General features: G+C 42.0%; 15 protein-coding genes and 1 other annotated feature. Of the genes, 5 read left to right on the forward strand and 10 right to left on the reverse strand.

Annotated features, from left to right (window positions below):
* Nucleotides 1–1,128, reverse strand: a complete 1,128-nt coding sequence (locus tag J7I93_RS00860) for a Ger(x)C family spore germination protein (protein WP_214722552.1) — start codon at nucleotides 1,126–1,128, stop codon at nucleotides 1–3.
* Nucleotides 1,125–2,705: a spore germination protein gene (locus J7I93_RS00865; protein ID WP_251025682.1), complete on the reverse strand. Its 1,581-nt coding sequence runs from the start codon at nucleotides 2,703–2,705 to the stop codon at nucleotides 1,125–1,127. Before J7I93_RS00865 ends, J7I93_RS00860 begins: the two co-directional genes overlap by 4 nt.
* Before the next feature lie 222 nt (nucleotides 2,706–2,927).
* Here J7I93_RS00865 and J7I93_RS00870 point away from each other — a divergent pair, with 222 nt between their 5' ends.
* Nucleotides 2,928–3,467 (forward strand): DUF4865 family protein, encoded by a 540-nt coding sequence (locus tag J7I93_RS00870; RefSeq protein ID WP_214722554.1) that lies wholly within the window; start codon nucleotides 2,928–2,930, stop codon nucleotides 3,465–3,467.
* 613 nt (nucleotides 3,468–4,080) lie between these two features.
* Here the strand turns inward: J7I93_RS00870 and nhaC are convergent.
* The 3 genes from nhaC to J7I93_RS00885 all read right to left on the reverse strand — a co-directional run bounded on the left by nhaC (nucleotide 4,081) and on the right by J7I93_RS00885 (nucleotide 8,088).
* A complete protein-coding gene (gene nhaC, locus J7I93_RS00875; protein WP_214722555.1) occupies nucleotides 4,081–5,538 on the reverse strand; it encodes a Na+/H+ antiporter NhaC in 1,458 nt (485 codons plus the stop codon).
* Nucleotides 5,539–5,571: 33 nt separating this feature from the next.
* Nucleotides 5,572–6,714, reverse strand: coding sequence for an N-methyl-L-tryptophan oxidase (gene solA / locus J7I93_RS00880; RefSeq protein ID WP_214722556.1), 1,143 nt, complete (start codon nucleotides 6,712–6,714; stop codon nucleotides 5,572–5,574).
* Between the two features lie 177 nt (nucleotides 6,715–6,891).
* The gene (locus tag J7I93_RS00885) at nucleotides 6,892–8,088 is read right to left on the reverse strand and encodes a CdaR family transcriptional regulator (protein WP_214722557.1); all 1,197 of its coding nucleotides are present in this window, start codon (nucleotides 8,086–8,088) and stop codon (nucleotides 6,892–6,894) included.
* A gap of 205 nt (nucleotides 8,089–8,293) precedes the next feature.
* Nucleotides 8,294–8,748 (forward strand) — a binding site (T-box leader).
* 91 nt (nucleotides 8,749–8,839) lie between these two features.
* Here J7I93_RS00885 and J7I93_RS00890 point away from each other — a divergent pair.
* The gene (locus tag J7I93_RS00890) at nucleotides 8,840–10,570 is read left to right on the forward strand and encodes an aromatic amino acid hydroxylase (RefSeq protein ID WP_214722558.1); all 1,731 of its coding nucleotides are present in this window, start codon (nucleotides 8,840–8,842) and stop codon (nucleotides 10,568–10,570) included.
* Nucleotides 10,567–10,863, forward strand: coding sequence for a 4a-hydroxytetrahydrobiopterin dehydratase (locus tag J7I93_RS00895; RefSeq protein WP_214722559.1), 297 nt, complete (start codon nucleotides 10,567–10,569; stop codon nucleotides 10,861–10,863). The genes J7I93_RS00890 and J7I93_RS00895 overlap by 4 nt, the downstream gene beginning before the upstream one ends.
* Nucleotides 10,864–11,360: 497 nt before the next feature.
* Here J7I93_RS00895 and J7I93_RS00900 read toward each other — a convergent pair whose 3' ends face one another.
* The 5 genes from J7I93_RS00900 to J7I93_RS00920 form a co-directional block, all read right to left on the reverse strand.
* Entirely contained in the window at nucleotides 11,361–12,446 is a 1,086-nt protein-coding gene (locus J7I93_RS00900; protein ID WP_214722692.1) for a YkvI family membrane protein, read from the reverse strand.
* Nucleotides 12,447–12,522: 76 nt separating this feature from the next.
* A complete protein-coding gene (menC, locus tag J7I93_RS00905; RefSeq protein ID WP_214722560.1) occupies nucleotides 12,523–13,629 on the reverse strand; it encodes an o-succinylbenzoate synthase in 1,107 nt (368 codons plus the stop codon).
* Between the two features lie 21 nt (nucleotides 13,630–13,650).
* Nucleotides 13,651–14,478 carry a GNAT family N-acetyltransferase gene (locus tag J7I93_RS00910; protein ID WP_214987747.1) on the reverse strand — a complete coding sequence of 276 codons (828 nt, stop codon included), beginning with the start codon at nucleotides 14,476–14,478 and terminating at the stop codon, nucleotides 13,651–13,653.
* The gene (locus tag J7I93_RS00915; RefSeq protein ID WP_214722561.1) at nucleotides 14,459–15,604 is read right to left on the reverse strand and encodes a M20 peptidase aminoacylase family protein; all 1,146 of its coding nucleotides are present in this window, start codon (nucleotides 15,602–15,604) and stop codon (nucleotides 14,459–14,461) included. The genes J7I93_RS00910 and J7I93_RS00915 overlap by 20 nt, the downstream gene beginning before the upstream one ends.
* Complete coding sequence (locus J7I93_RS00920; protein WP_214722562.1) at nucleotides 15,601–16,464, reverse strand: MurR/RpiR family transcriptional regulator; 864 nt, start codon at nucleotides 16,462–16,464, stop codon at nucleotides 15,601–15,603. Before J7I93_RS00920 ends, J7I93_RS00915 begins: the two co-directional genes overlap by 4 nt.
* A gap of 434 nt (nucleotides 16,465–16,898) precedes the next feature.
* Here J7I93_RS00920 and J7I93_RS00925 point away from each other — a divergent pair, with 434 nt between their 5' ends.
* On the forward strand, nucleotides 16,899–17,447 hold the full coding sequence (locus tag J7I93_RS00925; RefSeq protein ID WP_214722563.1) for a DUF3231 family protein: 549 nt from the start codon (nucleotides 16,899–16,901) through the stop codon (nucleotides 17,445–17,447).
* Nucleotides 17,448–18,152: 705 nt separating this feature from the next.
* On the forward strand, nucleotides 18,153–19,718 hold the full coding sequence (locus J7I93_RS00930; RefSeq protein ID WP_214722564.1) for an alkaline phosphatase family protein: 1,566 nt from the start codon (nucleotides 18,153–18,155) through the stop codon (nucleotides 19,716–19,718).
* Nucleotides 19,719–19,750 lie beyond the last annotated feature (32 nt).

Raw genomic sequence — 19,750 nt, forward strand, 5'->3', positions numbered from 1 at the left:
CTATCTGCCCCCTTCATAGTTTAATAAGCCGTTTGCCGGCAAATCTGTGCTGACTTTTACAACCACTTTTAATGAAGGGTAAATTTCCTCCCACTGCTCTTTATGTTGTTTCCAGTAGTCATTTTCTTTCCTGCGAATAATTTCAGCAAAATCAAAGGTATTTGCCTTTAGTTCTTTTTGAATCTTATCCACCGTATTCTTAACTTCTTTTTTTACAGCTTTTTCGTATAATTGATTGATTTTCTTGATATTTTCATTCGTTAATCTTACAGCCTTCGAGGTTTCACCAATAAATCCCGTTTCTTGAATGAGTATCTCGATAACTGGCTGTCCATTTTTTAAAATAGTATTGATAGAAGTCTTTGAGTCTTTAATTTCGATTGATACGTTAACGGTTTCTTCTTCAGAGAGAGGCATATGAATAACCTGAATACCCCCTTTTAACTCCCCCTGTACTCTCAGCATTCCCCTCGTTTCAACTGCATCTAGCTCCCCCACCAATTTATCTCCTTTAAAAATCGCGGTTCCATAATTCTCAAAATCATTAACTCTCTTATGAATGATGGGCATATAAGGGTCTTGATAGGGTTCAATTAAACGCTGGTAAAAATTATGCAATTCCACATAAGGGGCTTTCGATAATGCTTTTTGCTCCACGAGAGAGTTTCTCATCGCTCTTGCTGGAATATCAAACAATTCAGTATTCACGATCTCTAAAATTTCCTTTGCATTTTCTTCTGCCAAGAAAACGGACATGTTAAATCGAGGTTCATGATCGCGTAAAAAGAAATCAAAGGCAGGGGTCACTCCGTCTTCAGCTGCTGTCTTTCCGATAATGAGCGAATCAATATGCTGATGGATTTCCTTCCTTTTTGCCTCAATGATAAAATTCCTGATCGCTTCAAACACCGTAGCTCCGTGGGCAGTATGAACAATTGCCGTACTGGGGAGATCACTATTGGGGCTGCCCGTTTTAATTGTTTGGGCAGTAACATCAAATCCCGATTCGTCTCCTTTATCAATTCCTATACCCGATACAATTCCGACATCCCTTAATTCTGTACTTCCCCAGCAGCCAGTCAGTATGATCATCGTAAAAGGAAGAAGAAGTAGTGCCAAGTATCTCAAAGTTCTTCTCCTCCTTCTTGCTTCTTGCCCGATCTTGGTTTGTTGCCTTTCACCTGGCGCACTTCATTCACAGTCTGAAGGGCTTCTGGACGGCGATTCAATTGCCAAAATGGCGCTCTGATTAAAAAATCCTTCCAGCCCGCCCACGTAATCGGGAACCATGGAGACATGTATGGCACGCCAAATGAGCGCAAAGAAGCAACATGTAGCAGGAAAAAGGTAAGAGCCAGCATAACCCCATAGATCCCTAAAATTCCGGCCGCAAATAAATACATGAATCGGAGTATAGAGATCGAATCATTCAATGGGGTAATAATGAAGCTGGTAATCGCTGAAATCGCCACAACGATGACGGTAGGAGCACCAACAAAGCCAGCATTCACTGCAGATTCCCCGAGAACCAAAGCCCCTACAATGGAAACAGCTTGTCCAACATGCCTGGGCATGCGTATTCCTGCTTCCCTCAGCCATTCAAAACTAATGATCATGATATAAACTTCTATAAAGAGAGGGAAAGGCACGCCCTGTCTTGATGCCGAAAGACTGATTAATAGCTCAGTAGGAAAGGTTTCTTTATGAAAATTTTGAAACGCCACATAAGCTGCAGGCGCCAAGGTAGATACCAAAAACCCAACGAGCCTTAATATCCTTAAGAATGATGCATAGTAAGGTCTTGAATAATAATCTTCAGCAGCCTGGAATGACTCCATCATCAGATACGGGACGACTAAAACGGTGGATGTCCCATCTACCATAATCGCAATTCTTCCTTCCAATAATCTTGCCGAAACAACGTCCGGCCTCTCTGTATTGGAGACAGTAGGAAATGGAGAATAAGGCGCATCCTCGATAAATTCTTCAATATACCCCGATTCCATTATGGCGTCTGTGTTTATTCTCTTCAGCCTATTTTTTACTTCTTCCAATATATCCGGATTCACCAAATGATCAATATACGCAATTGCCACATCTGTTTGTGATAAGGTACCAAGCGTCATTTGCTCAATGATTAGATTCTGGTTATGAATTTTTCGTCTAAGCATGGACGTATTGGTTCTTAAGGTTTCAACAAAGCCTTCCCTCGGTCCCCTTACAACCGTTTCCGTTACGGGCTCCTGAATGCCTCTCATTTCCCAAGCTCTTGAACCAAGAATATATACCTTCTCCATTCCATCAATTAACAAAATCGGATCTCCCTTTAATAATTGAGAAACACTCTTTTTCATCATACTTTCTGTAGAAATGTCGGATATACTCAGCAAATCCTGCTCGATCGTCTCCAGCCTTTGTAAAATAGGATGATCCTCCGTTTCAAGCTCCATAAGCGGCTTGATAATGTTCTCATTGATGGCTGTTTTGTCATATAACCCCTCTATTGCAACAATTAAAGCATCTGCTTTTTGCTGGCGCCCAATCGTAAAACGCCTAAACACAATATCCGAGTTCTTCCCCAAAAGGTCCGAAATATAGGTAATATTTTGGCTTAAGATCTTAGATACCGGCTGGTCAGGAATACTAAAATCCTCTTTGCGGTCCAGTTTCGAATATTCAACTTTGCGTTTGATCCATCCCAGCATATTGTTCACCCGTTCAATCCTTTAATCTTATGTATGGCAATCTTATCCTTTGAAGAACTGCTGGAATTTATACCCCATTTATACCTGCCTAGCCCCTGGATGTAATTCACCTTGAAAAGGCTCTAAATGAATAGCAACTCTAACATAAAACCGATCAACGATTCATATTTTAACTAAGCTACAATTCCTATGCTCCCATAATGTCTAAGGAGGAAATATGCAATGATAGCAGCACAGTATAAAATTACTTTACCAAGTGATTATGATATGCAAATCATTAAAGCACGGGTAAAAAAGAATGCTTATAAAACGGACGGATTTCAGGATCTGAAATTCAAACTATATTTGATAACAGAAAAAGGAATAAACGATAATAACCAAAATAGCTATTGCCCTTTATATCTATGGAAAGACAGCAGCGGCCTAAACAAATTTTTATTTGATGGATTCTACGACAATATTTTAAACTCATTTGGATGGCAGCGGGTTAATGTAGGAATACCGCTCATTGACACCACTTCATCGAACTTCACGGAGAGCAACTACCTGTATCACATTACAGGAAGAATCCAGCCGCAGGAAAGCCTTCTTAACCTAAAAGCTAAGATAGCACAAGAACTTCCAGTATTGGAGAATACCTATTATTTAGTTACATATAATCCCGATAAATGGGAGTATGAGGCGTTTTACTTTTTAACCGATTTAGATATCTCAAAAGAAGTGAATGGAGTCATCTATAAGATCCTTCATATATCCCAATAACATTATGTATGCTTGAGCGTTCAACACGCCCAAGAACGAGTATAGCTACTCGCCATAGCAAACTTTAACGCAAACATAACCAATACAATAATATACGCAGTTCTCGTCTGGAGTGTCGCCTATATCACTTCTGGGTATTATTTCGATCAGCGGTACTATTGATTTAACAGTTCGGCGGGAGCAACGGCTTATTTGATTTTCGTTTGAATGATTTAACATATCCTTATCACCCCCTTCATAATATGCTATTCAGGAATAGGGACAAGTGTATGGTTGATGTGCAGAGAATTAAGAATTTGTGTAGGAATCATATAAATTAGCACCTAGCTTTGTATTTGGGCCTGTTAAAGCCAAATATTGATTTTAGCACCCTGTTGATTGGAGCGGAAGGCACGAGACTCCTGCGGGAGAAGCGTGTCAACGGGAGACCCCGCAGGCGCGAATGCGCCGAGGAGGCTCCCGGACCGCCCGCGGAAAGCGAGTGCCTGGAGCGGAAATCAACAGGCAAGTTTAACAGAGCTGTAATTTTATGAAGTTGGCTAAAAAGGAAGTATATACAATAAAACAGCCTCAGCAATACGCTGAGGCCATTTTATGTATATACTGCCAATTCCTAAATAGCTTTTTGATCACCTGCAATAATTGCCTCTTCCGCTTCCTCTTTGCTAAGTTTATAGACTCCTATCCCGGCAAAGGCTAATATGAAAGCTATGATCGGTGTAAGATAAGTCATAACGGCCCATATTCCATAACCGCCAGCTCCATAGATCGGCACCCCTAAAGTGCTGATATAAAATGCACCGGATGTTCCCCATGGGACAAGAGCTGCGACCATAGTGCCTACGTCTTCAATGCTCCTTGATAAAGTTCTGGCTGCCATCCCCGCTTTAAGGAATGGTTTCTTGAACATTTCCGGAAGCATGATTGCCACCGTGTAGGAAGTACCGGAAAAGACCAGCAATACCAATCCGGTGAATAAAGTAGTGATCATCAGCGGCCCGCGCGTCCTCACTCTGTTTGCAAGCGGAGCAATGGCCACCTCTAAAAATCCTGCCTTGCTAATGATCGCCGTATAGGCATATCCGCAATAAATAATGATAACAACACCGACCATGGAAACAATTCCCCCGCGATTTAGCAGGGTAAGGACACTTTCAGCTAAATTGGCTGGATCCGCTCCAGGAACCATACTGACATTAAACCCTCTTAACGAAGCAAATATCCCAGATTCCAGCGTATACCCCTGATACAGGACTCCAATGGCAATAGCTGATAAGCAGGCAACAAGCATCGTCGGCACAGGTGGCTTTTTCGTAATGGCCCCTGCAAGGATAATAATAAATGGCAAAATCAGCAGCGGGCTCCAATTAAATAGCTCAGCCAATCCAGCCTGCATCGCTAATGCTTCTTCCGGCACCCCTTCTCCGGTAATCTCCAGATTGAGACCAACGATGTAAAAAAACACAAGGGTTATGAGGGCTGCAGGAAATGTTGTCCACATCATGGACCTTATATGGTCATATAAATCCACACCTGAAGTAGCGGCTGCAAGATTCGTTGTCTCAGAGAGCGGTGACATTTTATCGCCAAAGATCGAGCCGCAAATAACCGCTGCTGCTGTAATATGAAGCGGCACGCCAAACCCGGCCGCGATGCTCATACATGCCAGGCCGGCAGTTCCTGCTGAGCCCCAAGAAGTACCCGTAATGGTTGAGAAAACAACACACAATAAAAAGGTTGTTACAAGGAGATATTGGGGAGTGACGATATCAATTCCGAAGAAAATCAGCATAGGAATGGAACCGCTGAAGATGAAAGTCGAAATGACCATTCCGATTACCCAAATGATCAGAATCGCCGGTGTCGCACCTGCAATACGGCTGCTGATGGCTTTTTCCAGTTCGCTCCATGAATAGCCAAGCCTCCATGCCAGGATCCCGGCACAACCTGCCGCTGCAACCATCATTAATTCCACTCTTAAACCAAAAGCCAGAAACCCCACAAAGACGAATACGAACATAAATAATAGGGCTAATATCGATTCACCATATGTCGCTTTTCTTTTTTCCATAAACAGCCTCCTCTAAATTTTTCGTACGATACCTTAAACAGAACCCTCTCTAATAAAACGTGCTGGTGAAAACGGTTCAATGTGATAATCCGTTTTTCCATATAGCGCAAGCTCTGCGCCGATTTTGCCCATGACAGGCGCAAGCTTAAAGCCATGCCCCGAGAAACCGGTTAAGTAGATAATACGGTCCTGGCCAGTACTGGTCCCAATCACTGGATGCCGATCTGCTGTATAAATCTCCATATATGAATTGACTCTTGAGGGATCAGGGTACAAGCCTGGCAGATCTTTTTCAATGATCTCCGCAAAGGCAGCCAGCTCTTTTAGATCGACCGCCCGATCAAGCGAATCAGGACTGGAAATCCGGCTCTTCTCTGTGGTAAACATGCCGATTTTCACCATATTGCCATCAACAGAAGGAAATCCATAATAATAGAAGCCTTCCCTTTCCCTTGTAAATACAGGGAAATTCTCTTCACAAAAGTGATTGGCTTTTCTTGGAAGGAACCAGGCATTAACAAGCCGGCGGACATCCATGAAATCAGCAAACTCCTGCATGAAATTCACTGCCCATGGTCCAGCTGTAACAAGAACCTTCCGAACCTTAAAGGTTTTGCCTCCAGCAAATATCGTCACGCCATCTCTTTCACTTTTAATATGATCGACAGCCGTGTGACTATGAATCTCTGCTCCCAGGTCGCGGGCCCGCTGAACAGCAGAAACAATGGAAAGCTGCGGGCGAAGATAGCCTGATAGTTTATCAATAATGATTTGTTCACCCTTCTGCAAACGATGCTGCGGGTACCTTTTCCCGGCTTCTTCCCAGTTCAGTACCTCATGATCCAAATGATATTCTTGTATACTTTTATAAACGTTTTTCATATCAGCTGTCTCTGGATGGCCAATGATTAAGCCGCTGGTTAAGGTTAATAAAGGATTGCCTGACTCCTCTTCCAGGTTCCGCCATAGCTTATATGCATCCTTGAGCAATGGAACATAATGAGTCCCTTCTTTATAGGCTGTCCGGAAAATCCTTGATTCACCGCCTGCAGCGGACCGGTCATGTCCGACGCCAAATTGTTCAAAACCGATGACAGAAGCTCCTGACTTAGCCAATTGCCACATCGCCATGCTTCCCATTGTTCCCAAGCCTATAATTCCAACATCTGCGTCCATCTTCAACCCTCTCTCTAAATATTTTGAATATTATAATTATAGTTGAGAATAATAACTGGAACAATGGAACTTAAGAACATGGTTTAGGTTAAAAATGATGTAAATTTGTGCATTTCGCACATTTTTAAGTTTGCTATGTTAGAAACTCTGGAAGCTATTTGTCTATTTTGCTGTGTGTTACATTCCTATAAACTTCCATTCCATTAGCGAAATACCCAAATACAAATACAGCATCCTCCGGAAATCCTTTTTATGAATTCCTGTAATCTCTTCTATTTTTTCCAGTCGATTTTGCAGGGTATTTCTATGTATGTGAAGGGAATGGGCGGTATCCACTTTGCTGAAGCCTGAATCACACCAAGCCTTTATGGTCTGTGATAGATCCTCCCAGTCATCTGACACAAGCAGCTGCTTCATTTCCCTTTTCAACATCCCCATAGAATCTGGATCCATACTCTGAAGCAAGGTCTCCAGCTGATAATCATTCACATGAAACACTCTTTCAGTTCCTCTATGTTTTTTGCCAATCTCTATCACTTTCCAGGCTTCCCGATTTGATCGTTTGATTTCCGGAATCGTGTCTGCAGCACCTCCTATGCCAATGATCCCTTTAATGCTTTTCGCATCCAAACGCTTTACAAGCTGCTTGCATCCTGCAGACAATTCGCCATAGGAATGACTACTGTCCCCTCCTTTATGCAAAATGATAAACTTGTCATCTCCCATATAAGTGGAAAGATCTTTATGGGTAAAAACAAATTGAATCTCTTTTAATATCGTTAGTTTAATGCGCTGAATACGGACTTCCAGTGATTCATCATGATACCGGGAATCAGAAAATCCCCTGATGATATCGTCCATATTCAGGACTTCGACAGCCACACAGATAAATGGCGGCTTTAATTCAAAACCAAGCTCGAAGCTTCGGGTTTTCAGCAGGTTTTCACTAGATTGATTTGCTTCAAAAGCCAGGATTTCTTTTATAAATTGCTGATGGGCTTGCTGAGAAATAAGACTGGACTCCACAAGAATTTCTTCCCTCAGCATAATTTCAGCATGCTTTTTGACTAAGAGGCCGTACTTCTCTACATTCCTTCTCTCTCCTGTAATCGCAATCGTTCCAATGATATTGCCATGTATTTCGATCGGGAGGGTGAAACCGGGTTTTGTCCCTTCAAAATGATCGATATAGCCGGGCCTGATGGTTAATGGCCTTTTATTTTTAATAACCGGTATAGAAGCTTCATGAACGATCCCCAATCTATCCTTATCGCTGGCAGCAATAATCGTACCGGTTTCATCGGTTATAATGACGTCATATCCGATGATTTCACTCGTGGACGCAGCAATATTTGTGGCGACTTTCTTTAGCATTTCATTCATCCCCTTCAACTGGGCTAGCATAATATATGAGCCATTCTTTCATTCTATCTTTATATAAACTCTATGAATATAAGACGTAAAATGCAAGCCCAAGGTTAAAGGACAGTAGATTGATGGCTGCTATATGATTAAAATGAAAAACACCATTGACTTTAATACTTAAAAGCGTTTAAGATATAAAGCATCATATCCATACTTAAATGCTTTGAAGGAATTGAAGTAATGGTATCCTCCCTGTTGCAGAGAGCTGGTGGTTGCTGTGAACCAGTACAAAGGAAATCATGAATTACGTTTCTGGAGCTTCTTATTTCTTTGGCTCAGTTAAAATTAAGTGTTGATTTACGCTGCAGGCACTCAGCGAATCGCGGACTTCCGGGACCCTCCTCATCGTTTTACGCCTGTGGGGTCTCCCATTGGTACACTACTCCCGCAGGACTTTGAATATGCTTCCTCGAATCCGCACTAAGAAAGTGCGAATGCATTTTCGAGGATCTCGCGCCTTCCGCTCCAATCAACACGATGCTAAATCAACATTTAGTTTTAACACGCCATTTCTTTACAAAGAAATAAGACGGTTTAACCGTTATTCTCTTAAGTGGTAAGTTCTTTACTTACAATCAGGGTGGTACCGCGAGTAAAATCGTCCCTGCTGAATGAAAATTCGGCAGGGATTTTTTATGTATATAACTTCCGCACTTAAAAGCGTTTAAGGGATAAAACTTTATGCAGGGAGATAGACTTTATGAAAAAATCCATACCAGCACACTTACGCCCATTTACAGCCCAACAGCATTACAACAAATACACCCCCATTGACCATGCGGTTTGGCGTTATGTGATGAGACAAAATCATCATTTCCTTCAAGACATCGCTCATGATGCATTCACATCTGGTTTAAAATCGTCAGGTATTAATATAGACAGCATTCCGCGAGTGTCCGAAATGAACGACCAATTAGGAAAGATCGGCTGGGGGGCTGTCATTGTTGACGGACTGATTCCAGGAACAGCCTTTTTCGATTTTCAAGCACATGGCATCCTCCCGATCGCAACGGATATTCGTCAAAAAACCAATATTGAATACACACCTGCCCCCGATATTCTCCATGAAGCAGCGGGGCACGCGCCGATCTTATTCGATGAAACATATTCCAACTTTGTTAGATTGATAGGAAACATTGGGGCCAATGCTTTTGCAACAAAAGAAGAACATGAGGTATTTGAAGCGACAAGGCATTTATCAATTATTATGGAAAATCCGAACTCTACGGAAGCCGAAATGGAAGCTGCCAAAAAGCATTTAAAGGAAAAGCAGCAGCTTGTAAAGGGACTTTCGGAAGCGGAACAAATCTCCCGAATCTTTTGGTGGACGGTTGAATTTGGCCTGATTGGGGATCTCCATAATCCAAAAATCTTTGGAGCAGGTCTTCTGTCTTCTGTTGGTGAAAGCAAGTATTGCCTGTCTGATAAAGTGATAAAACGGCAATTTTCCATAGAGGATGCGATAGCGACCAGCTACGATGTTACGTCCATGCAAACCCAGCTATTTGTTTGCGAAAGCTTTGAACAATTGATTGAGAAAGTGAATCATTTCGGTGAAACGATGGCCTTTCGCCAAGGAGGCACGGAAGCCATTGAGAAAGCGATTGCTTCGAGCCAAGTTTCGCATATTGAATACAATTCAGGCATTCAGATTACAGGTCTGTTTACGGATATCTTAAAAGATCTGGACGGAGAAGCAATCTATCTAAAAACAACAGGTCCCAGTGCCCTTTCAATCCAAAACAAACAAATCGATCATCATGGTCCAGATGTTCACATTGATGGATTTGGCGCACCTATTGGAAGGCTTGCAGGTGGCATTCAGCTTGAGGAACAGTCGGAACAGAGCCTGAAGAAACTGGGCATCGAAATGAATAAAATGATGCAAATAACATACGAAAGCGGAATAGAAATCTCCGGTCATGTGACCAGCTTACTAATTCATCAAGATTCACTTGTCTTGATCACGTTAGAAGAATGTCTTGTTAAAAAAGGAGATGACGTCTTGTTCGATCCGGCCTGGGGCACATATGATTTAGCAGTTGGCAGTCAAATTGTATCCGCACGCCCAATTGCAGCCGATTACGCATCATTCCACGGGGAACCGATTATAAATGAAGACGCCCAAAAAGAAGGAAAGACCCTTACCCCTCTAGAACAATTATATGAAGAAGTAAGGCAAATCCGGGAATCCAATTTCTCTAAAGACGTACTTCTTCACAGCATTGTTGGAAAAATACTCAATGAATTCCCAGAAGAGTGGCTGCTTCAGCTGGAAATCCTTGAATTAGTGGAAAGGTATGACAAAGAATCACCACTGAAAAAATTGCTGCTTGATCAGCTAGAAAAATTAAGTGAAGAGGAACGCTACATCCGGCTGATTCAAAATGGATTGGATGTCATCTTCGATCGGAGGCATGTAACCGTATGACGCAATTAAGTGAAGAAGAAGTAACCCAACAATTAACCTCACTGCCTGAGTGGAAAAGAAAAGATAGCAAATGGATCGAACGCCGTTTTCGCTTTAAAGAATACTTGGACGGAATTGATTTCGTGAACAAAATCGCCGCAATAGCTGAAAAAGAAAATCATCATCCTTTTATTAACATTCAATACAAAATGGTGATTGTCTCCCTCACCTCCTGGAGTGAGAATGGCCTATCGGAGCTGGATTTTAAGCTTGCCCGGCAGATGGAGGATTTGTTTGATTCAGAGTCCTTGTAAAAAGGGGCACTTTCAAGAAGAAAAGGCACAGAAGCTCAGAGTGGTCGAGCTTTCTAAATATAAAAGGCTCTTTTTCTAAAAGATTGTTGTTTTTAAATAGATATTGTGATTAAAAACCTTGAAAAATAAGGTTGGTTGATTGTAGCGGAAGGTGCTAATCCCGCGAAAATGCATCCGCATTTCCTTCGTGCGGTGATGATTCGAGGATGCTTATTCAAAGTCCTGCGGGAGGAGTGGGACAGGTGAGACCTCACAGGCGCTGCGCGCCGAGGAGGCTCACCACCGCCCGCCCCGCAGTTCGCTGAGCATCCTGGAGCGGAAATCAACCACTCCTCACTACTTGATTAAAAAGCAACAAAGTTTGCGCAAACAGTCATTTAAAAACACTTTGAAGATATTCTTTCCATTAATAGTGAGTACTAAAAAAAGGGCCAATCCATAGCTTTAAACAGCATGGATTGGCCCTTTTATGCCTGAAATAATGAAGTCTGGACTAATTATTGTTCAACACGAATGCCGTTGTTAATACTGCCAGCAGCTTTCTTCTTCACTCTAAACCAGGAATACACAATCGCTGCAATCAGCGTAAATCCAAGATACCCCATCAGTGGATAAACCGTGCCGACCAATGTGATGAAGCCCACAAAGCTTGCACCAAATGCCGCTGCTCCAAATAAAACAACATAAAGGCTGAACTTCGGATTCTCCCTTTTTACCACACGTGCCGTGAACGCATAAAGCATTCCAACCGCTGTGTTATAAATCATGCCAAGCAGCACGACGAACATTAATAAGCCAAACGCCGGTGAAATTTCATTTGCCAGCGCGAGAATCGGCATGTCCGATCCGCCAACGACATCCATTTTAACAAGCATGCCCACATTGATAATTAAAATAAGAACGCCCAGCCCGACACCGCCAAGGATTCCTCCCAGTCCAGCCTGTTTCTCATCCTTCGTTGTGCCACCCATAACGGCCAGCATCGCAGCACCTGCCGCTATATTGTAAGAAACATATAATAAAGCACCCATAAACCAATTAGAAGCGGCTGGCGTTTGACTCTCCGCCAACTTCTGAACTTCTGCGAAATCAATCCCCATTGTACTTAATGCATAGCCGCCGATAATGATGACCATTAAGAGCAAGAATGGCGTTACAAGAGAGATAATCGATATTACTTTCTGGACATTCAGGCAAACCGTCAGGATCGCCAACACGGCCATAATGATATTCCCCGCCATACTCGGTATGCCGAACTGTTCTTCAAAAATGGAGCCCGAACCTGCAAGCATGACAACGGCCACTCCGAAAAGGAAGAAGGTAATGATAAAATCAACTGCCATTCCAAGGTATTTGCCGCAAATATGGTAAATCACATCTTTATGGGAGTCTGTCTGCAGCCGGCTTCCAAGCTGTGTTAAGTTCATGCCCAGGAACGCAAACAAGAAGGTTGCCACAGCGGCTCCAATCAACCCCATCCACCCGAAGCTTGTGAAGAACTGCAAAATCTCCTGGCCGGAAGCAAATCCTGCGCCAACGATGACACCAATAAAAGCCCCGGCAATCTGTATACTTTTTTTCATCATTTTCTCCCCCTTTTAATATTAGAATTTTGCGACAATTATTAGTAAAAGAGAAAGAGAGAATCCTCTCTCCTCTTTAAGAAAAGCTTTTTTCGGAAACAGTAAACTGCTTGATAGTTTCCAGATTAGGCTCATAGCCGAGACCTGTTTTTTCTGGTACTCGAATCATTCCATTGTCAACGGTCACTTCCGGTTCAATTAGATCCTTTTCCCAGTAGCGGGATGACGCTGCAGTATCGCCTGGCATCACAAAGTTTGATAGAGTCGTAAGGGCGATGTTGTGTGCGCGGCCGATTCCTGATTCAAGCATCCCGCCGCACCATACCGGAATGCCGCGCTCCTTGCATAGATCGTGAATTTTCTTGGATTCTGTTAATCCGCCAACCCGGCCAATTTTGATATTAATAATCCTGCAGCTTCCAAGCTCAATCGCTTTTCTGGCATCCTCATAGGAATGGATGCTCTCATCCAGGCATACCGGTGTTTTAAGCTCTCTTTGCAGAGTCGCATGGTCGATAATATCGTCTGATGCCAGCGGCTGTTCGATCATCATTAAATCGAATTCATCCAGCTGTTTTAACAGTTCAATATCCTCCAGCCTGTAGGCAGAGTTTGCATCAGCCATCAGCTGCACATCCGGAAAATGCTTGCGGACTTCCCTCATAACCTCAACATCCCAGCCTGGCTTGATTTTGACTTTGATCCGCTTATAGCCTTCATTCACATGCTCTTCAATAAGCTTCAGCAAATCATCAACCGTATCCTGAATGCCAATGCTGATTCCTACCTCTATTTCATTGGCCGTCCCGCCAATCGCTTTCGCCAGCGGAATCCCCTGCTGCTTGGCATATAAATCCCAAACGGCACCTTCGAAAGCTGACTTAGCCATATTGTTTTTGCGTATGTAAGATAGTGTTTCTGAAACTTCATCAGGATGAAGGATCTCTTTATTTAATAGGTTCGGAATAATAAAGTCCTCCAGCATATGCCAATTCGTTTTCAACGTTTCTTCATTGTACCAGGGAGAATGAAAAGCAACGGATTCCCCCCACCCGCTTAAGCCGTTTTCATCCTTTGCTTCCAGCAGAAGAAACTCTTTATCCTGAAACGTTCCGAAGCTTGTTGTAAATGGAGCTTTCATTCTCATTTTCATATGACGCAAAACGACTTCTGTCACTTTCATTTCTCTTCCCGCCTTTTCGTGTTAGTTAAGCTGCAGTTCGTCTCTTTGAACCAGTACATAGTAATGCACGAGTCCTTCTTGTCCTTTTATAACACTGGCTATCGCATATCCCTGAGCGAATAAACGTTGCAAAATCTCTCTCGTTTTAAAGCGCCAATCCATGGCCAGTTCGTAATTATGGGTTTTAATTGCCTGGAAATTTGTTGGAATTGGGACGAGCACTGGCCCCCATGTCTTCTCCCACTCTGTATTTAATAGAACCGGAAAGTCGTCCTCAGACACGCCCCATTCAAACGGATCCAATGCAGAGTCCGCATCAATCCTTACAGGTTCCTCCACATGTGAACTATTAATCCACCATTCTACCTTTAAACGGTCTGTCGGCAGGCCATGATTCAAACTGTCATCCATATCTCCATAGCAATTTTCTACATAGGTAGAGCAGACTGCATGGAGCTTGGAAAGATTCAGATAGGCATTCCGGCTTTCAAGCGGATCGAATGTCCACGTGATCAAGTCGTACCCCATCTCGGAAGCCATCTCCTTCTGCTTCTGTTTAAGAAGGGCACCCAGCCCTTTATCCTGATGATCGGGATGAATGCCAAGCATGTGGGAGCAAAGATAGCTTTTGCCCTTGTTAAAACCGGCAAACCCATAACTGAATCCAATCAGTTCATCTTGGTAAAAGGCACCAAGCAGCAGGCCTCCATTCTGGGCAGCTGTGATGGTTTGATGAACAGGAAGCGGATCCATGCTCCAGATGTCATGCTCCAACTTTTGAACAAGATTCATATCGGAGGCTGTATGAAGAACTCGCAATTCCATACTCTTAGTTGCTGTTACGCCCATTTTCCTCTCCCCCCAATGTATGCAATAATGTTCTGGCTAAAATTTCAATCCCTGAATAAATGGCATCCCGATTGAACGTCATCTTCGGATGATGAAGCCCCGGCTGCAAATCACAGCCCAATCCGAGCATGGTCGCCTTGATGTTCGGTTTCTTCAGGGTATAAAAATGAAAATCTTCCCCCCCTGAGGTAACAATCGGCTCCCTTAATTGATCCGCACCAAGCACATCCACAACGGCTTTCTCCATAAAATGCTGCGCCTCTTCGTCTACCTCGGCTGCAGCCACATCTGCTTTTGTTTCTAACGTGATCTTTACTCCGTATAATTTCGATAAGTACTCGGTAATCGTCTCAATTTTTTCAGACAATGCGGCAATCACTTCATTCGTTTGAGCCCGCAGATCCAGGCTAAAGGAAGCTTTCCCTGGAATAATGTTGCCTGAATCACTGCCTGCATGGAACTTAGTCATCTTCGCTGTATAAGGAACCATTGGATCCAAATGAATGCTTTTAATTTCATTTACAAGAGATGCGCCAATTTCAATCGCATTCTGGCCTAAATGCGGACGTGCGCCGTGTGCATCCTCACCGATAATTTCACCCGTGAGGAATCGGGCTGCACCATGATAAATGGCTGCGGATGCCTCTCCATCCCGAATCTCCTGAATCGGCCGGAGGTGAACGCCGTATAAGTAATCCACATCATCCAATACACCCTGCTCAATCATCTTCAAGGCGCCAGTTCCCTTTTCCTCAGCCGGCTGAAAAATAAATTTCAGTTTCCCTTTTGAAGGAAAGCCTGCTTTTTGAAGCAGCAGCATGGCTCCAAGTCCCATGCTCATATGGGCATCATGCCCGCAGGAATGATTGGCCTGAAACTTGCCATCTACCTCCTGCCATAGCGCATCCATATCCGCTCGCAGCGCCACACATGGGCTGCCTTCCCCAACCTCAGCAACCAGACCGGTTGAATCGCCAAACACCTGAACATCAAATCCCCGGCACTCGAGGAAGGTCTTCAAATACTCCGTCGTTTTGTATTCCTTCCAGCTGATCTCCGGATTTTCATGCAAATGGTTAAACACACAATCAATCGTCGGTTTTAATTCTTCTATATATTCTCTCAATCCAACTTCCCTCCCGGCTGAATAAAAAAGTGGTTGCTATCCAATTTCTCATATTGTTCTCTTCGCTTTGCAAATCGCTCCCTGTCCTTAATGGAAACACCTGCAATCACCGCATTTAAAAATGAAAATAGCGCTGGTGCCGCATCAATCGTCGACTTTTCCGATGAATGAATGTGAAAAAGCAAATCCGCATGCTCCTTAATCGGGGCAATACTCGAATCCGTTATTCCAATTACAAAAGCACCCTGCTTTTTTGCCAATTCCGCCAGCTTGATCGTATCCTTCATATAGCGGTCAAACGAAATCGCAACAAAGGTCGAGCTCTCATCCATATCGCTGATCGTCAGCAGCAAATCATCCGTATCCGGCCGGATCAGCTTGGTATTACCGCGAACCACTCCGAGTGTAAAGGCCAGCCAGCTTGCTGCTGAAAAGGAAGACCGCAAACCTGTAACATAGACCTTCTCAGAATCTATTAAACGGTTAACCATCCGATCAAAATCTTGCTCACAAATTTTTTGTATGGTTTCCCGAATATGCAGGAGATCCTTTTCCATTACATTGGCAAAGAATTGAGGCTTCTCCGCCAGCTCCACCTTGCTCGTAAAATACTGGCCAAGCGTGCTATTGGTTTGCAGCAGCTGCTCGCGAACCATTTTCTGCAGCTCTGAATAACCCGAAAGATGAATGGAGTAACAAAATCGAATCACCGTTGTTTCACTGACACCGATTCTCTTTCCAATCTCCCCTGCTGACTTCACGGCAAAATCCTTGGGATGATCCAGCAGATACATCGCTGCCTTTTGCTGGCCTTTGGAGAGGTTATTAAACTCTTTTTCTATCGTTTCTTTTAAGATCATGTAGGTTCACCTTCAAGAATGAAGTTTATGCTGTATTTTTATAATTTTTGAAGTTCCGACTTCATTTTTATAAAATTAACACAATTTTCACTTGAAAACAACAATAATTCTGAAAATTTTAAAATAAAAAAGGACACCCAATCGGGTGTCCACTACCATCTTCCGGTACAAATACATTCGGAGAAACATCTTCCTTAAATATCTCTGTTGTGCCTTATCCTACACTCCTATTTTATAACCCTAAGTAAAGTAACTGTTCCTTGTTCCATAGAGCTGCTAACAATATTTTTTAGGGATAGAAATTAGTTTTAATAATTAACCTTCTCAGTTGTTCGCAGTTCAACTTCCTTTTTAATATAGTGTAAACCTTTTGCATAAAAAAATTCAGGCTACAAACATTATGCTTATTACAATTAAAATTAGGAGTGGTTAATGTGGTAAATATATTGGAAACATTCGTGGACACCATGAAATCACTGACTGTTCAAGACGAAGACCAACCTCTTCATGTCGGAGAAGTGATGGCATGCTGGATTTACTTAGCGGGACTTGAATTAGCTAAAGTATCTGTTCAATCCGCTATAAATACAACGTCAGATGAAGAGCTACGAACACTGCTTGAAGAAGATATGAAACTTGGCACCAGCCAAAGGAAACGACTCCATGATTTTATGATTAAGGAAGGAATCACGTTACCTCCGGCCCCTGAAGAGATGCCAACATCAGATCCTAATAGTATTCCTCTTGGTGTTAAATTAACTGATGACGTCATTGCAAATGAATTATCTTTAAAAATCGTTAGTTTGATTATGCGTGCTGCAGGTGCTGCTTCCGAATCGGTTCGTACAGATGTTAGTGTATTGTTTGTTCAGTTTCAAGCAGAAAAATTGGCCTTCGCTGCGAGATTAAAACAGGTAATGCGCAAGCGTGGGTGGATTAAAGTCCCACCATTTTACGTTCCTCCTGGTCTCAACAGCCATTAAGTTAAAACCTTCAAAAATAAAAGGGGTTAAAGACAAATTAGTCTTTAACCCACACTAGTACAGCAAAACCTGCTTTGAAGGCGGTTTTTTTTTGATTCAGCTTTATAAATAACCGATAAAATCTGCTTCGCAGCGGCTGCTATGAATTTTACTACCTGCAACATTAACGTTTGGCCGGTAAATCATACAGAGTGGCCGGTATTTTACTGAAATTGGCCGGTAAATGTATGATTTTGGCCGGTAAATTCTTTTATTTGGCCGGTAAAAGTTATTTCTGCCTGTACTCTTTCTCTAAAAGTTTGGCTAAAACCGCATTTGGCCTATAAATTTTGAATCTGGCCAATAAAATCAGGAAAGTAAAAACGTATGAAGCTTTAGTATGCCTTTATCTCTAAAGTTAAGTCCTTTTTTACATGGTAATTAAGGCAGTGGTCAAATGATTAAGCTTTTTCTATCTAAAATATGAGTAAAGTCCATAATCTTGCATTGCGGTCTAATTGGCTGCTGCAAAAGCAAAGCAGTGACTCTTCCTGGCTTCCAGTTATATTTTTTTATCTTTTCTAATTGCAACACCTTTTACTCTCTTCATTAATTATTGGGAATGAAAATGCTGCGATGGCTGGTTTGATGATCGAAAGCTGCAGCCAGATGTTTATGCTTGCATAAAGTTATAATTAAACTATAACAAAGCGTAGGTGAAATTTGTTGATTCGTTTGCTTCTTATTATAGTTATATCTATTCTTGTAATAGGCTGCACTAACATTGGTAATAAAGCATTTGAACAGGGAAAGAAAATATCTCCTATTCAAACAGAAAGTCAGACCTCACCTAAAATTATTCTTCTTGTTATCGATTCAATTATGGATGAGCCGTTAAAAAAGGCTATCCAAGAGAAAAAAGCTCCTGCTCTGGCCTTCTTTTTAAAACATGGACAATATAGTAAAAATTTAGTAAGTTCCTATCCAACCATGTCGGTTACAATCGACAGCTCTTTAATAACTGGTACTTACCCGGATAAGAGTAAGATTCCTGGACTCGTTTGGTTTGATCATGATAAGAAGCAAATTATCACTTATGGAAATGGTTTTTTTGAGATCATGAAACTCGGAGTTTCCCAATTTGCTGAAAATATCATGCATCAATATAATAATGTTGACCTCAGTCCAAATGTAAGAACCATCCATGAAGATTTAAACAATATTAAAAAGGAATCAGCATCCATTAACGCATTAATTTATCGTGGAAATTATCCTCATACCCTTAAAGTACCTAAGTTGATAACGAAAGTGAGTAATTTACCTGAGGAATATGAAACCGTTGGGCCGAAAATGCTGTCTTTAGGTGCATTTATTCACCAGGACTCTAAGAATAATCACCTTGTGAATCGTATAGGGCTTAATGATGCCTTCGCGGTTCAGGAATTAAAATATCTTTTGGAAAATAATATTCTTCCTGAATTTACAATCCTGTACATTTCAGAAAATGACTTCACCGTACATAGGAAAGGTCCAAATACCACAAAAGGAATTGAAAAACTTGATAAGCATCTCCAAGAGGTCTTGAATACTTTTCCCAAATGGGAGGATGCCCTTCATAATAATATCTGGGTTATTATTGGAGACAGTAATCAGTCCCCTGTCAATGAACGGAAAAAAGAAGCTCTAATAGATCTAAAAGAAATCCTCTCTAAATACAGAATTTTAAAGCTCAGTAAGCCTGTTGCAAAAGACGATGAAATTGTCATTACAGCTAATGAACGGATGGCATATATCTATAAAATTAACGAAAGTGTTTCTGTAAAAAATCTCGCCGGAAAATTGCAAACTGATCCTCGGATTGCCTGGATTGCATGGAAAGAAAAAGAGATGATACATGTGATATCTGGAGATCATAAGGGATCCACTATTTTCAAACCCGGTGGAACCTATAAGGATATTTATAATCAATCCTGGACTATAAAAGGAAATACCTCCATTCTCGATTTAACCTTAAAGAACAAGAATATTCATTATGGGGATTATCCTGATGGATTAGCAAGGTTATATGGAGCTATGCATTCTCAGGAAGGTGAATTTCTTATTGTTGACGCAAAACCTGGGTATGAATTCATCGGAGAAAGTTCACCTGAACATTCCGGTGGCGGTGCCCATGGTTCAATGCATAAAGATGATTCACTAATCCCCATCATTGTTACAGGAACCAATAAAAGTATCGATCATATGCGGATTGTAGATTTGAAAAAATGGATATTGAATTTTTGGAATGATTGAAATTTACGGATCAGATTTTTATATTGGGAGTA

This window comes from Bacillus sp. ISL-47, assembly GCF_018613175.1.
Lineage (GTDB): Bacteria > Bacillota > Bacilli > Bacillales > Cytobacillaceae > Cytobacillus.